Origin of the sequence: Janthinobacterium sp. BJB304 (assembly GCF_002735765.1) — a bacterium.
In the GTDB taxonomy this organism is placed as follows: domain Bacteria; phylum Pseudomonadota; class Gammaproteobacteria; order Burkholderiales; family Burkholderiaceae_D; genus Janthinobacterium.
This window is the reverse complement of the sequence record NZ_PDZN01000026.1, coordinates 61,527-75,864: the sequence shown is the minus strand read 5'-3', so window position 1 is coordinate 75,864 and position 14,338 is coordinate 61,527. Positions and strand designations below refer to the sequence as shown.

9 protein-coding genes are annotated in these 14,338 nt (G+C 60.6%); 5 read left to right on the top strand and 4 right to left on the bottom strand.

The genetic code is table 11. The annotated features are described in order from the left end of the window. Nucleotides 1-477 precede the first annotated feature (477 nt). Entirely contained in the window at nucleotides 478-2,766 is a 2,289-nt protein-coding gene (gene metE / locus CSQ95_RS24830; RefSeq protein ID WP_099411424.1) for a 5-methyltetrahydropteroyltriglutamate--homocysteine S-methyltransferase, read from the bottom strand. Nucleotides 2,767-3,128: 362 nt separating this feature from the next. Then, entirely contained in the window at nucleotides 3,129-4,346 is a 1,218-nt protein-coding gene (alaC, locus tag CSQ95_RS24825; protein WP_099411423.1) for an alanine transaminase, read from the bottom strand. Nucleotides 4,347-4,654: 308 nt separating this feature from the next. On the opposite strand from alaC, the gene CSQ95_RS24820 reads away from it, so the two are divergent. Both CSQ95_RS24820 and CSQ95_RS24815 read left to right on the top strand, forming a co-directional pair. Next, complete coding sequence (locus CSQ95_RS24820; RefSeq protein WP_373632935.1) at nucleotides 4,655-5,338, top strand: pentapeptide repeat-containing protein; 684 nt, start codon at nucleotides 4,655-4,657, stop codon at nucleotides 5,336-5,338. Nucleotides 5,339-5,587: 249 nt separating this feature from the next. Next, nucleotides 5,588-6,634 (top strand): hypothetical protein, encoded by a 1,047-nt coding sequence (locus CSQ95_RS24815; protein ID WP_099411421.1) that lies wholly within the window; start codon nucleotides 5,588-5,590, stop codon nucleotides 6,632-6,634. A gap of 158 nt (nucleotides 6,635-6,792) precedes the next feature. Here the strand turns inward: CSQ95_RS24815 and CSQ95_RS24810 are convergent, their stop codons facing one another. Then, on the bottom strand, nucleotides 6,793-8,007 hold the full coding sequence (locus tag CSQ95_RS24810) for an MFS transporter (protein WP_099411420.1): 1,215 nt from the start codon (nucleotides 8,005-8,007) through the stop codon (nucleotides 6,793-6,795). 120 nt (nucleotides 8,008-8,127) lie between these two features. Between CSQ95_RS24810 and CSQ95_RS24805 the strand changes: the two genes are divergently transcribed. Further along, nucleotides 8,128-9,054: a LysR family transcriptional regulator gene (locus CSQ95_RS24805; RefSeq protein ID WP_099411419.1), complete on the top strand. Its 927-nt coding sequence runs from the start codon at nucleotides 8,128-8,130 to the stop codon at nucleotides 9,052-9,054. 198 nt (nucleotides 9,055-9,252) lie between these two features. On the opposite strand, the gene CSQ95_RS24800 is transcribed toward CSQ95_RS24805, so the two are convergent. After that, nucleotides 9,253-11,520 (bottom strand): carboxy terminal-processing peptidase, encoded by a 2,268-nt coding sequence (locus tag CSQ95_RS24800; protein WP_099411418.1) that lies wholly within the window; start codon nucleotides 11,518-11,520, stop codon nucleotides 9,253-9,255. A 521-nt stretch (nucleotides 11,521-12,041) separates the two neighbouring features. Between CSQ95_RS24800 and CSQ95_RS24795 the strand changes: the two genes are divergently transcribed. Together CSQ95_RS24795 and CSQ95_RS24790 are read left to right on the top strand one after the other, a co-directional pair. Further along, entirely contained in the window at nucleotides 12,042-14,012 is a 1,971-nt protein-coding gene (locus CSQ95_RS24795; RefSeq protein ID WP_180279151.1) for a Cache 3/Cache 2 fusion domain-containing protein, read from the top strand. A gap of 51 nt (nucleotides 14,013-14,063) precedes the next feature. Next, on the top strand, nucleotides 14,064-14,336 hold the full coding sequence (locus tag CSQ95_RS24790) for a putative signal transducing protein (protein WP_099411417.1): 273 nt from the start codon (nucleotides 14,064-14,066) through the stop codon (nucleotides 14,334-14,336). Nucleotides 14,337-14,338 lie beyond the last annotated feature (2 nt).

Here is a 14,338-nt window from a genome sequence, read left to right as displayed (position 1 = left end):
CAGTATCTGGAGCCCTGGAATTCCTCGCCGTGGCGTTTTCAATACGAGGTGACGTATTAGCCACATCACGCGTTTTAAAGTCTGCTTTCGGCCGAAGCGGAAATTGCCTCTGAGGTATTGTCCGTACAGGTAAACCCATGCGAGGCGCCGCATCGAGACGATTTTCATGCCTCACATGGGTTGGTACGGAACCTTCGAGACATTGGCGCCCGATTGTCTAGACCCAAACGAGACGATGTCCATGGCCTTCGGGTGCTTGCACTTAAGAGATGCGGCCGTGGCAGCCCGCGCGATAAGGCGCAAGGGCAAAAAAAAGCCCGCTGCGGGAGCGGGCTGAATCTAATTCCTGTGAGGAAGTAGAGGAGACAGGTGCAATGATGCCGCGTCGCAGCATATCAATCCAATTGTATGTTGTGATGACAGAAATACGATTGTTCTATATCTCAGCCATAGCGGCCGCCCCTGCCCCTGCGATTCCTATGCCACGGTATCGGCACGCAAGGTTTTCGCGGCTGCCACCATGTTGGCCAGCGCGGGAATCACTTCTTTCCAGCCGCGCGTTTTGAGGCCGCAATCGGGGTTGACCCACAGGCGCTGCGCGGGAATGCGTTCGGCCGCCTTGCGCATCAGATTCACCATCTGTTCCTGGCTCGGAATATTGGGCGAGTGGATGTCGTAGACGCCGGGGCCGATGTCGTTCGGATATTTAAAATCATCGAAGGCGTCGAGCAATTCCATGTCGGAACGCGAGGTTTCGATCGTGATGACGTCCGCATCCATGTCCGCGATCTGCGCAATGATGTCGTTGAATTCCGAATAGCACATATGCGTGTGGATCTGCGTTTCATCGGCCACGCCGTTGGCCGCGATGCGGAACGATTCCACGGCCCAGCGCAGGTAGTCGGCCCAGTGCAACTTGCGCAGTGGCAAACCTTCGCGCAGTGCCGCCTCGTCGATCTGGATCACGCGGATGCCGGCCCGCTCCAGGTCCAGCACTTCGGCGCGCATGGCCAGCGCCAGCTGGTGGCAGGAGACGGAACGGGGCTGGTCGTCGCGCACGAAGGACCAGTTCAGGATGGTGACGGGACCCGTCAGCATGCCTTTCATCGGCTTGTCCGTCAGCGACTGGGCGTAAGTGCTCCACTCGACCGTCATGGCGCGGGGGCGGCTGATGTCGCCAAACAAAATGGGCGGCTTGACGCAGCGCGAACCGTACGATTGCACCCAGCCGAACTGGCTGAAGGCATAGCCGTCGAGCTGTTCGCCAAAGTATTCCACCATGTCGTTGCGTTCCGCTTCGCCGTGCACGAACACGTCCAGGCCCAGGGTTTCCTGTTCCTGCACGCAATGGGCGATTTCCGCCTGCATCAGCTTTTTGTAGCTGGCTTCGTCCAGCTGGCCGTTGCGGAACTGGCTGCGCGCCTGGCGGATTTCCGCCGTCTGCGGGAAGGAGCCGATGGTCGTCGTCGGATACAGCGGCAGTTGCAGCAGCGCAGCTTGCTTGACGGCACGCTCGGCATAGCCGCTCAGGCGCTGGCCCAACGTCGCATCGATGCGCGCCAGGGCCGCTTTCACGTGCGGATTGTGCACGCGGGTCGACTGGCGGCGCGCTTGTACGGCGGCATGATTGGCGTCCAGAGCCGTCTGCACGGCGGCGCGGCCGTTATTCAGGGCGCCTGCGATGGTATGCACTTCATCGAGCTTCTGGCGGGCGAAGGCCAGCCAGGATTGGATATCGGCATCGAGCTTTTGCTCGCTGTCCAGGTCGACAGGCACGTGCAGCAGCGAGCACGACGGGGCGATCCACAAACGGTCTTGCAGGCTGGCGTGCACGGGCTCCAGCCACGCCAGCACTTGCGTCAAATCCGTCTTCCAGATATTGCGGCCATTCACCACGCCCAGCGACAGCACGCTGGTGGCGGGCAATTGGGCGACGACTTGCTCCACCTCATCGCGGGCGTTGACGGCATCGAGGTGCAAGCCTTGCACGGGCAGCTTGCACGCCAGCGGCAAATTGTCTTGCAGCTTGCCGAAATACGTGGCCAGCAACAGTTTGACGTGCTTGACCTTGCTCAAGGCATCATAGGCCGTGACGAGGGCCTGCTGCCACGCGCCGTCGAGTTCCGTGACGAGTATCGGCTCATCGATCTGCACCCACTCCACGCCCTGGCCCGCGAGTTCCTGCAGCAATTGCACGTAGACGGGCAGCAAGCCTTGCAGCAGCGCCAGCTTGTCGGAATCATCCTTGGCCTTGCCCAGCCACAAATAGGTGACGGGGCCGATCAGCACGGGCTTGGCTTTCACGCCGAGCTGGCGCGCTTGCGCCAGTTGCCGCAACAGGCGGCTGCTGTCGAGCTTGAATTGCGTCTCGGCCGAAAATTCCGGCACGATGTAGTGATAGTTGGTGTCGAACCATTTCGTCATTTCACCGGCGTGGACGCAGCTGCAATCGCTGTCGCTGGCCGAGCGGCCACGGGCCACGCGGAAATAGTTGTCGAGCGCGGCACCTGCCAGGCCGCGCACGCGCTGCGGCAGGTTGCCCAGCGTAAAACTCAGGTCCAGCACCTGGTCATAAAAGGAAAAGTCGCCCACGGGCGCGAAGTCCAGCGCGCGCTGGTCTTGCCAGTGACGCTGGCGCAACTCAGCACCCTGGCCTTCCAGCGCGTCCAGGCTGCTTTGCCCCTTCCAGTAGTCTTCCAGGGCGAATTTCAGTTCGCGTTTGGCGCCGATGCGCGGGTAGCCCAAATTGTGTGTCGTGACGGTCATGGTGATTGCCTCCCAGTGAAGTGTGGGGTCATCATAGAGGCTTTCATCCATGAAAAATAATGGTAAAACTTCATACATCCATTATTAATACTCATGTATGAGCATGCTGAACGTATTCACGAGGCCGTGCCGCGCGGAGTCGGGCACCTCGTTCGCCGCGCGTGCCGGCCGGTGCCCAGGACCAAAACGACAGGCAAAAAAAAGCCCGCTGCGGGAGCGGGCTGAATCTATTTCCTTGGAGGAAGATAGAGGAGACAGATGAATGATGCCGCGTTGCAGCATATAAAACCACTTTATATTCGTGATGTCAGAAATACGCAGCAGTGATATTAGGGGCAACAGACAATTCCATGCGGAAACTTTTATGCTGCCACTTCCGTCTTTCCGTCGCCGGAACGCAACATATTCTTGATGCCGCGCAAGGCTTGCCGCACCCGGGCCTCGTTTTCGATCAGGGCAAAGCGCACGTATTCATCGCCGTACTCACCGAAGCCGATGCCGGGCGACACGCTCACCTTGGCCTTTTGCAGCAGCAGCTTGGCAAATTCCAGCGAGCCCAGGTGACGGTAGGCTTCCGGGATATGCGCCCAGATATACATCGACGCCTTCGGCTTTTCCACCATCCAGCCTGCTTCATGCAAGCCTTTCACCAGCACGTCGCGGCGGCGCTGGTACTGCGCGCAGATTTCCGTCACGCAGCTTTGGTCGCCTTCCAGCGCGGCGATGGCCGCCACTTGCACGGGCGTGAAACTGCCGTAATCGTGATAGCTCTTGATGCGCGCCAGGGCCGCCACCAGTTCCGCATTGCCCACCATGAAGCCGATGCGCCAGCCCGCCATGTTGTAGCTTTTCGACATGGTGAAGAACTCGACGGCCACGTCGCGCGCACCGGGTACCTGCATGATGGACGGCGCCTTCCAGCCATCGAAGGTGATGTCGGCGTACGCCAGGTCGTGCACCACCAGGATATTGTGCTGCTTAGCCAGCGCGACGACGCGCTCGAAAAACTCCAGTTCCACGCATTGCGCCGTGGGGTTGGACGGGAAACCCAGCACCATCATCTTTGGCTTCGGGTAGCTTTCGCGGATCGCGCGTTCCAGTTCGGCAAAGAAATCCACGCCCGGCCCCATGCGCACGGAGCGGATATCGGCGCCCGCGATGACGGCGCCCCAGATGTGGATCGGGTAGCTGGGGTTCGGCACCAGCACCGTGTCGCCCCGGTCCAGGGTCGCCAGCATCAAATGGGCCAGGCCCTCTTTCGAGCCGATGGTGACGATGGCTTCGCTGTCCGGGTCGATGTCGACCTCGTAGCGCTTCTTGTACCAGTGTGCAATCGCGCGGCGCAGCCGCGGAATGCCCTTGGACGCGGAATAGCCATGCGTGTCGGGACGCTTGACCGTCTCGACCAGCTTGTCCACGATGTGGGCCGGCGTGGCGCCATCGGGATTGCCCATCGACATGTCGATGATGTCCTCGCCACGGCGGCGCGCGGCCATCTTGAGTTCGGCGGTGATATTGAAAACGTAGGGGGGAAGACGATTGATGCGCGAAAAGCTGCGCGGAGCTTGGCTGTCGGTCATGGTATCTCTATACGTAAGCGCCCGGATCCGTCCGAGCGACGTTGGCGCAATGAGTGCGCCTGCAACGATACTAACCCGGTTTATCCAGCACTGGCAAGGGTGCTGCAGAGTCGTTACAATGCAGGCTGATCGAAAATGAGCGCACCGGTTGGTAACCCGGTAAGTGCCCGGCACAGTCCGGCATGCTCCCGCCCACGCGGACCCACGGCGCTGACCCTTGGCTGTTACACCAGCCGGGGAGGTGTTCTGGTTCGTGCATTTTCCCGCCGCGCCATCCCTCCCCTGCTTTGATTAGGAATATAAAACGGATGGCAACACACGACACCGCAGTAACTGGCATGACCCTGGACCGGGCCGGCATCGAGCAGCAACTGGCCCTGCCGGTGCGCCACTTCATCGATTGCGCCTTCGATGGCGAAGACCTGTCGCGCCTCGACTTGCAGGGCTGTACGTTTGAACGCTGCACCTTTGCCGACGCCAATTTGTTCGCCAGCAAGCTGGCGCGCAGCACCTGGCGCCGCTGCCGCGCCGGCAGCGCCGATTTCGAATCCGTCGACGCCGTCGACGCGAATTTCGAAGGCTGCGACCTGAACAACACGAAATGGCGGCGCGCCAAGCTGGCCTCGGTCACCTACCGCGGCTGCAAGCTGACAGGCGCCTCGTTCGAGGAAGCGGCTCACCTGGGCTTGACCTTCGAAGACAGCCTGCTGGTGGGCGCCGACTTGCGCGGCTTTTCGTTCCGCAAGGCAATACTCAAACAGCTCGATTTTTCCGACGCCTACCTGGCCGGCTGCGACTTCCGCGACGCGGTTTTCGAAGGGGGCAGCTTGCGCAACGCCACCATCAAGCTGGCGAAGTTCCAGGGCGCGGACTTGCGCGGCGCCGATATCGACGGTTTCAAACTGAGCGAAGCTGCGCTGCTGAAAGGCGCTGTCATCACGCATGCGCAGGCGGCCAACTTCATGCGCGCGCTGGATCTGGTGGTGATGTAAGCCTTGCCCCACAGCCGTTCTTGACAGCAAGCTTGCGGTAAAAGCGGGTTGCCGCAACCAAGGGTTCTGGGCTGGTGGTATTGCTTGTTCCATGTCCATCGCCCACGCTGTGTCGCTCGCCAGTGGTTTTTCAGGCGCACACAATTTCTCACGCCACGCGATTCACCGCAGTCCATGCCAAATAATGCGTGCTATATTCCGCACGCAGGTTTCCATTTAAACATCCGCCGACGATACTGCCCAATAACAATGATGAAGATAATAAAAATAATCTTATTCATACTGCTGTGCATCCTGACGTCCATCACCATTCCGCCAGCCGGAATAATCTTTAGTTTCATGGCGCTGCGTGAAAACAAGGAGAGCATCAGAAGATTTATCGTCAAGATATCTCCCGACACCGAAAAAATCATCCCTGCGCTGATCGAAAGATATAACGATCCCAAGACCATTATTTCACTTGTTATTTTTTCCATTGCCACGATAGGCGGCCTGATCCTCCTGGTTTCGCACCTGCATATCCAGGAAACAGATGATTATGTAAATTACATCCTCGAACAGGTGGCGCTCACAGGCATTCTCGTCGTTGGGGTGTCAGGCATTGCATGGGTACTCTTTTCGCTGAATTCCGTTTTTGCAAGCCTGCTGGCAAAAGTGGGGGTTTCCCTGGCGGTGTCTGCCTGCGTGATTTTTTCGCGCCTGAGCGCTGTCGATTTTTTTGCGGCCAATTTTCCTTTTCCGCCGTCCTACCTGCCCTTTTCGTTTGGCCTCGCCACCCTGATATTTGCCTTCTCGTTCAGCGCCTTTGCCTATGCTGTGCTGGCAATCATTTTCGAGGTCATTTTCCTGTTGTTCTTGTTTATTTTCGATTTCAAGACCAATAAAAAAACCACTTACTTCCTCTTTGCAATCTCCATTGCTGGCTTTATCGGAAGTTATTCGGCGGCCCAGGCCATGATCCAGGGCATCTCAAACAAGGGGCCACTGTTCATGATCAAGGCCGCTGAACGGTATGACTTCACTAGCAATCATATGTGCCAGGTGCAGGAGGGTGAAACTGTCCTCTTCATTGACAATGTAGCGGATCGCGCGATTGCAGCGACTTTCCCGCCGCCCCCGCAAGGCGAAAAAATTTCCCCTCGAAATATCTCTGACGCCACATTAAAAAGCTATCTGCCGACACATTTCCGCACCGTGCATTGCAACCAGCTAGCCGAAGCACAAAAGGAAGCTGGCTGGTGCGGCAGTCCCCAACGTTATGGCTATTGTGATGCCGATGGCAAACTGCGCAAATAAAGAGGCAAAAAAAAGCCCGCTATGGAAGCGGGCTGAATCTATTTCCTTGGAGGAGATAGAGGAGACAAGTGCATCTTGCGTCATCGCGGCATATCACGCCACTTTATATTCATGATGATAGAAATATCCATCAGTGATAATGAGATGCCATCAGGGTTTCAAGCCGTGCGGCGCGTGGCCAAGGGTAAAAATTCTGCCAGCCACACCAGCAGGGCCAGGCCCGGAAACGCCATGCCGGTCAGCAAGGTTGCCTGCCAGCCATAGCTGGCATACACCCAGGCGCCGACGGCCGAGCCGGCCGCGCCGCCGGCAAAGAACAGGGCGAAATACAGGCCGTTCAGGCGGCCCCGCACTTCCGCGCCCAGGCTGAAGATGGCGCGCTGGCCCAGCACCAGGTTGGCCGCCACGCCCATGTCGAGCACGATGGACGCCACCACCAGCAAGCCCAGCGCCACATGTTTCGATTCCGGCGCAAACATGGGCAAGGCAAACGCGGCGATGCCCAGCGCCAGCGCGGCGGCCGTGGCCGGCAAAGTGTGGCCCGCGTCCGCCAGGCGGCCCGCGATGGGCGAGGCGACGGCGCCCGCCATGCCCACCAGGGCGAAGATGGCGATGCCCGTTTGCGACAGGCCGAATGCAGGACTGGCCAGCACCAGCGGCGTGACGGTCCAGAACAGGCTGAAAGCACCAAACAGGCCCGCGTGATAGGCGGCGCGGCGACGTAGCACGGGCGTGCCCAGCAGCAAGTGCCACAGCGAGGCCATCAGGGCAGGATATTTCATGCTCGACACGGGTTGGCGCACGGGCAAGGCGCGGCGCAGCACCAGCGCCAGCACTACCATCAGCACGGCGGCGCCGCCAAACACCACGTGCCAGCTGGCGTGCGCGGCCACCAGCGATGCCACGGGACGGGCCAGCATGATGCCCAGCAACAAGCCGCTGACGACCTTGCCCACCGTCTGCCCCCGCGTCGCTTCCTGCGACAGGTGGGCGGCAAACGGCACGATCACTTGCGCCGCCACGGAACCGAGGCCGATGGTCAGGGCGGCGGCGAGGAAGACGATGGCGCCCGTGGAGAGGGCCGCCACCACGAGGGCCGTTGCCGTCACCAGCAAGGCCGTGACGATCAGGCGGCGGTTTTCCAGCAAGTCGCCCAGGGGCACGACAAACAGCAGGCCCAGGGTATAGCCCACTTGGGTCAGGGTGACGATCAGCCCGGCCGCCTTGGCCGACAGGCCCGTCGAGGCGCTGATGGGGCCGACGAGGGTTTGCGCGTAATACAGATTGGCGACGATGAGGCCGGAAGCGATGGCCAGCAACAGCACCATGGCCGGTGCAATGTCGTGGGGAGTGGAAGATGAGGCCTTGTTCATGTTGTTTCCTCGGTTCGATAGGGATGTCGCCATTCTAGGGAAAACGATGACAAAGATAATCAGGGCATAATCCACTTATACTTTTCACATAAAATGAACAATGAGAATGGAAGTTATCCTATGGACAAAATCAAGGCCATGCAGACCTTCGTGCGCATCGTCGAAGCCAACAGCTTTTCCAAGGCGGCCGAGACCCTGAATTTGCCCCGCGCCGCGCTGACGGCCACCCTGCAGAAACTGGAAGCCTACCTGGGCACGCAATTGCTGCAACGAACCACGCGCCGCTTGTCGCTGACGCCGGAAGGGGCGGAGTACTTTCACCATTGCATTGATATTTTGAAAGCCGTCGACACGGCGGAACTGGCATTTCGCGGTCCCGACGCGAAAAAACCGCGCGGCTTGCTGCGCATCAACCTGCCCAATACGGTGGGCCGCAGGTTGGTCGTGCCGCATATCGCGCACTTCCACGCCGCCTGGCCGGATGTGCAATTGCAGCTGAGCCTGACGGACCGCCTGGTCGACCTGACGCAGGAAGGCATCGATTGCGCCTTGCGCGTGGGCACCTTGCAGGATTCCGCCTTCATCGGCAAACAGATCGGCCTGATGCGCTTCGTTACGTGCGCTGCGCCCGCCTACCTGGCGCGGCACGGCACGCCGCAGACCCTGGCCGACCTGGCCACGCACCAGGGCATCATGCATTACTCAGGCCGCACGGGCCGCGCCTTCGACTGGGATTTCCAGCAAGGCAAGGAAGTGCTGCGCGTACAGATGGCCGGTCCCATCGCCGTCAACGATGCGGACGCCAGCGTCGATTGCGCGCTGCAAGGCCTGGGACTGGCGCAGGCGGCCGTGTACCAGGTACGCCAGCATCTCGACAGCGGCGCCCTGGTGGCCGTGCTGGCCGATCATCCGCCTACGCCGATGCCGATGTCGCTGCTGACGCCGCAAGGCCGCCTGGCCACGCCCAAGCTGCAGGCGTTTGCTGGCTGGATCACGGCCCTGCTGGCGGCCCAGCCCGACGTGCAAGCGCCCACGCACAGAATCTGAGGCAAAAAAAAGCCCGCTGCGAGAGCGGGCTGAATCTATTTTCTTGGAGGAGAATAGAGGAGACAAGTGCATTATGCTGCATCGCGGCATATCAATCCAATTGATTGTTGGAATGACAGAAATACGCCATACGGATAACTGATCGGGGCGAAAAAAAACCGGCTCCGCAAGGAACCGGTTTTCTAGTGCATGAAAGCCTTACTTCGCTGCCGTCACCGGCGTCGCCTTGCCATCGGCGCCATACGGCAAGACCTTGGCCGCCATGCGGGTATCGGCCTTGATCAGCGCCACTTCGTCGGCCAGGATGCGCGCCGCTTCATTCAGCAGCACGTCCTTGGCGCTCTTGGCGGCCGTTTCGGCATCGAGTTCGGCGCTCAGCGCGCGTTCGTCGCCCTGCAAGCCGTCGTCGGTGCGCAAGGCGCCCTTCACGGCGGCGATCTGCTTGGCCGTCTTGCTGGCCGCTTTCGCGCCCTTCAGCACGTCTTTCGGATCGGGAATCACCACCAGGTCGTCGGCCGGATTCGAAATCTGCGCGATCAGGCGTTTTTCACGGGCCTTGGCGCGCGCTTCCTGGGCATCGCGCTCCTTGCGGCGCACGGTTTCATTGAGCGATATCTGGTTTTCCTTGCGCTGCTTGACGACGAGAGCGATGTCATCGAGCAAGTACTGGAAATCCTTGTCCTTGGCCACGCGCGCTTCATGCTTCTTGTCCAGCAGCGGCACGATATCCTTCAGGTCGCCCGTCGGCATGTACGGCGCCGGCTTGATGGCCACCCATGGCAAGGCATTGTCATAGCTCGATTCGCCGAAGTTCTCCGTGTCCGACATGGCTGGCAGCTTGATGTCGGGTGTGACGCCGCGCAACTGCGTGGTGCCGCCGTTGATGCGGAAAAACTGGGCGATGGTCATCTTCAGCTCGCCGAAGCGGGCTTTCTCGCTGCCGCCGAAACGGTCGAGGTTGAACAGGGTTTGTACGGTGCCCTTGCCGAAGCTGCCTTCGCCGATGATGACGCCTCGGCCGTAATCCTGCACGGCGGCGGCGAAAATCTCGGAAGCGGAGGCGGAACCGCGGTTGATCAGCACGCCCATCGGGCCATCCCAGGCCAGGCCCGAGTTGGTATCGCTTTCCACGTCGACCTTGCCTTCGGCATTGCGCTGCATCACGACAGGGCCCTTGTCGATAAACAGGCCCGTCAGTTCGACGGCTTCGTTCAGCGAACCGCCGCCATTGTTGCGCAAGTCGATCAGGACGTTGTCGACCTTGTCCTTCTTCAGCTCGGCCAGCAAACGGCTGACGTCGCGCGTCGCGCTTTTAAAGTCTTTGTCGCCACGGCGGCGCGCTTCGAAGTCCTGGTAGAACGTCGGCAGGGCAATGACGCCGATGCGGCGCTTGACGCCATTTTCCCGCACTTCGATGATCGATTTCTTCGCCGCCTGCTCTTCCATGCTGATTTTCTTGCGCACCAGCGGCAAGACGACGTGCTTGGCATCGGGGCCGGCGTCGGCCGGCAGGATGTCGAGGCGCACGACGGAATCCTTGGCGCCACGGATCAGCTGCACCACGTCGTCGATGCGCATGCCCAGCACTTCGGTGATGGGGCCGCTTTCGCCCTGCCCCACGCCGACGATGCGGTCGCCCACTTTCAGCTTGCCCGACAGGCCGGCCGGGCTGCCCGGCACCACTTCGCGCACCACCGTGTACTCGTCGCGCGTCTGCAGCACGGCGCCGATGCCTTCGAGCGACAGGCGCATGGCGATGTCGAAGTTATCCGAAGCGCGCGGGCCCAGGTAATTGGTGTGCGGCTCGATCGACATGGCGTACGAGTTCATGAAGATCTGGAACACGTCTTCGCTGTTGAGCTTGCGCGAACGGGTCGTGTAGCTTTCATAGCGCTTGTCCAGCGTCTCGCGGATGGCCTTGTCTTCCTTGCCCGCCAGTTTCAGGCGCAGCCAGTCGTTCTTGACGCGCTTGCGCCACAGGTCGCGCACTTCCTCATCGTTCTTCGGCCAGGCGGCCTTTTCACGGTCGATCTGGTAGCTCTCGTCGGCGGTAAAGTCGAACTTGGTTTTCAGCAATTCACGCGCATACGCCATGCGCTCGTCGAAACGCTGCTGGTACAGGTTGTAGATGGCGAAGGGCGCCGTCAGGTCTTCATTGATGATGGCGTCGTCGAGCTTGGTGCGCAAGGGAGCAAAGCGGTCGATGTCGGCTTGCACGAAGAACAGTTTCTCCGCGTCCAGGGACTTGAAATAGCGGTCGAAGATTTTCTCCGACATGGCGTCGTCGAGCGGCATGGCCTTGTAATGGACGCGCGTCAATACGCGCGATGCCCACAAGGCGGCCTGCGTTTGCTGGGCCAGCGGCTTCATGGTGAGCGGAGGAGCGGCGCTCTTGTCCGTCTGGGCTGCGCCAGCGTGGGCTGACAGGGCAAGCACCAGGGTGACCAGCATCATTTGCTTCTTCATCGGCTTCTCCGAAAATTAGTTAAATCAATTCCAGGCGGCGCAGAGATGCATGCGCCAGCCAGCAAGACAGTAAGGGGAATACACGACTGGTCTGCATATTATTCTACAGGATACGGCCTGGCAGTCTCCCATGGAAGATCAGTTTCTTCCTGGAAGCTTAAACGCGGATTAAAGGCGGCGTCTCATTCATTACAAAGTGAAACATTCGTGAGAAAAATCGCATCATTCAGCAGCGATGAATATCAACATGCTCCCTTGAAATGCAAAAAGTCAATAGATTGAAGCGGCAATCCTTGATCTCGATGATGTTTTTATGCGAAAAAACGATTCCTGCGGGAAACACTTAGTAACAAATGGCAAGCAACATGCTATCATCGCGCCCTGAAATACAGCTTGCCTGCGCGCCGCTCCCACAGCCGGCGCGCCTCCGTTTCAACAGTACTCCCCACCAGATCCCCTCCCCGCGTGTCATGTCATGACCAGGAATGGCCGAGCTGATTACCCTTTGCCAGACTCACACTATGCCTACAATTTCCTTCTCCCCCCGCCACTGGAGTGTCGGCGGCAAGATTACCGTCTTCACGTTTGCCCTCGTCAGCCTGATCCTCGCCAGCCTGACTGCCTTGATGAGTATCAATACCTCGCGCGTGCTGGAACAGCGCGCCGAAGCGGCCGTCACCAGCGAACTCAATAGCGTCATGACGACCACGCAAGTCTTCCATACGGCCATGGTCAACGAAGCGGCCAGCTTTGCGCGCCTGTTCGCGGCCGAATTTCCCGGCCCGTTCACGGTCGACGCGGGCGCCATGGTGGCCGTGGCCGGCAAGGCCACGCCGGCCCTGGCCAACGGCGGCAAGGTGCTCAACCTCGATACGGCCGTGGTCGACCGCTACACGGCGCAGACGGGCGTGATCGCCACCATCTTTGCCGCCAACGGCGATGAATTCGTGCGCATCAGCACGTCGCTGAAAAAGCAGGATGGCGAACGCGCCATCGGCACCCAGCTCGACCACAACCACCCGAGCTACGCGCCGCTGCGTGCGGGCCAGCGTTTCGTTGGCATGGCAACTTTGTTTGGCAAGCAATACATCACGCAATACGACCCCGTGCGCGACGCGGCAGGCAAGGTGGTAGGCGTGCTGTTCATCGGCCTCGATATCAGCAAGAATCTGGCCATGCTGAAAGAGAAGATTCGCCAGGTCAAGATCGGCCAGACGGGCTACATCTATATCGTCGACACGGCTCCCGGTGCCAATTACGGCCACCTGGTGCTGCACCCGAACAGCGAAGGCAAGAGCGCGCTCGAGTTCAAGGCCAGCGACGGCCGCCTGTTCATCCAGGAAATGCTGGCGCAAAAAGACGGCGCCATGCGCTATACGTGGACGGCGCCCGGCGAAACGGCTGCCAGCGCGCGCGAAAAACAGTTGTACTACCGTCAATTCAAGGATTGGCAATGGATCATCGCGGGCGGCACGTTCACGGACGAAATCACCTTGGAAGCGCGCCAGCTGCGCAACCAGCTGGCCATTTCCGGCTTCATCGCCCTGCTCGTCTTCGCCCTGCTGCTGTACTGGCTGGTGCGCACCCTCGTCTCGCGCCCGCTGGCCGCCGCCGAAACGGCCGCTGCGCAAATCGCCGCCGGCGACTTGACGGTGCACCTCGATACGACCAGCCTGGACGAAATCGGCCGCCTGCTGCGCGCCATGAACCGCATCAGCGACAACCTGTCGCAAGTGGTCGGCAACGTGCGCGGCAGCGCCGGGCAAATCGCCACGGCGTCCGGTGAAATCGCCAGCGGCAACCTGGATTTGTCGAGCCGCACGGAACAGCAAGCCAGTTCGCTGGAAGAAACGGCCGCCTCGATGGAAGAACTGAGTTCCACCGTGCGGCAGAACGTCGATCACGCGCAGCAGGCAAGCCGGCTGGCGCACGACTCGTCCAGCCTGGCAGCCGAAGGCGGCGCGGCCGTGGCGCAGGTGGCCAGTACCATGGACGCCATCCGCAGCTCATCCGGCAAGATCGCCGACATCATCGGCGTCATCGACGGCATCGCCTTCCAGACGAATATCCTGGCCTTGAACGCGGCAGTGGAAGCGGCCCGCGCCGGCGAACAGGGACGGGGCTTCGCCGTCGTCGCCACCGAGGTGCGCACGCTGGCGCAGCGTTCGACGGCCGCCGCGAAAGACATCAAGGACCTGATCCAGGCATCGGCCGGCACGGTAGACCTGGGCCACGCCCAAGTGAGCCAGGCCAGCGCCACCATGGACACCGTGGTGGCCAGCGTGCAGCAAGTGAGCACCATCATGGCGGAAATCGCGCAGGCGAGCGAAGAGCAGCGCAGCGGCATCGAGCAGGTCAACCAGGCCATCGCCCAGATGGACCAGGTGACCCAGCAGAATGCGGCCCTGGTGGAAGAAGCGGCCGCGGCCGCCGACGCCCTGCAGGAGCAGGCGCATGAGCTGAACCAGGTGGTGGGCGTGTTCAAGCTGTAAGGTCATGCCTGGTGCTAAGATGGGGTCGAATCCACCTTGCCAGGAGACACGATGCACGACGACTATGTTTTGATTGCCCGGCTGATGATCCCCACGGATGCGCACGTCATCCGCGGCTGCCTGGCAGCGGCCGGCATCGACGTGCTGCTGACGGATGACCAGCACATGCAGGCCGACATGCTGCTGGCGGCCGCCATCGGCGGCGCCCGCGTCATGGTGCGCGAACACGACGTGGCGCGCGCCAATGACATCCTCGCCGCCTTCGAGCGGGGCGATCTGGCGCTGGCCGACGATGCGGACGTGGGAATGCCCGCCGCGGAATAAGG

Bases quoted from the DNA above. Each gene is read 5' to 3' on its own strand.
- metE (WP_099411424.1), bottom strand. From the start codon at position 2,766: ATGACCGTCACGACACACAATTTGGGCTACCCGCGCATCGGCGCCAAA.
- alaC (WP_099411423.1), bottom strand. From the start codon at position 4,346: ATGACCGACAGCCAAGCTCCGCGCAGCTTTTCGCGCATCAATCGTCTT.
- CSQ95_RS24820 (WP_373632935.1), top strand. From the start codon at position 4,655: ATGGCAACACACGACACCGCAGTAACTGGCATGACCCTGGACCGGGCC.
- CSQ95_RS24815 (WP_099411421.1), top strand. From the start codon at position 5,588: ATGATGAAGATAATAAAAATAATCTTATTCATACTGCTGTGCATCCTG.
- CSQ95_RS24810 (WP_099411420.1), bottom strand. From the start codon at position 8,007: ATGAACAAGGCCTCATCTTCCACTCCCCACGACATTGCACCGGCCATG.
- CSQ95_RS24805 (WP_099411419.1), top strand. From the start codon at position 8,128: ATGGACAAAATCAAGGCCATGCAGACCTTCGTGCGCATCGTCGAAGCC.
- CSQ95_RS24800 (WP_099411418.1), bottom strand. From the start codon at position 11,520: ATGAAGAAGCAAATGATGCTGGTCACCCTGGTGCTTGCCCTGTCAGCC.
- CSQ95_RS24795 (WP_180279151.1), top strand. From the start codon at position 12,042: ATGCCTACAATTTCCTTCTCCCCCCGCCACTGGAGTGTCGGCGGCAAG.
- CSQ95_RS24790 (WP_099411417.1), top strand. From the start codon at position 14,064: ATGCACGACGACTATGTTTTGATTGCCCGGCTGATGATCCCCACGGAT.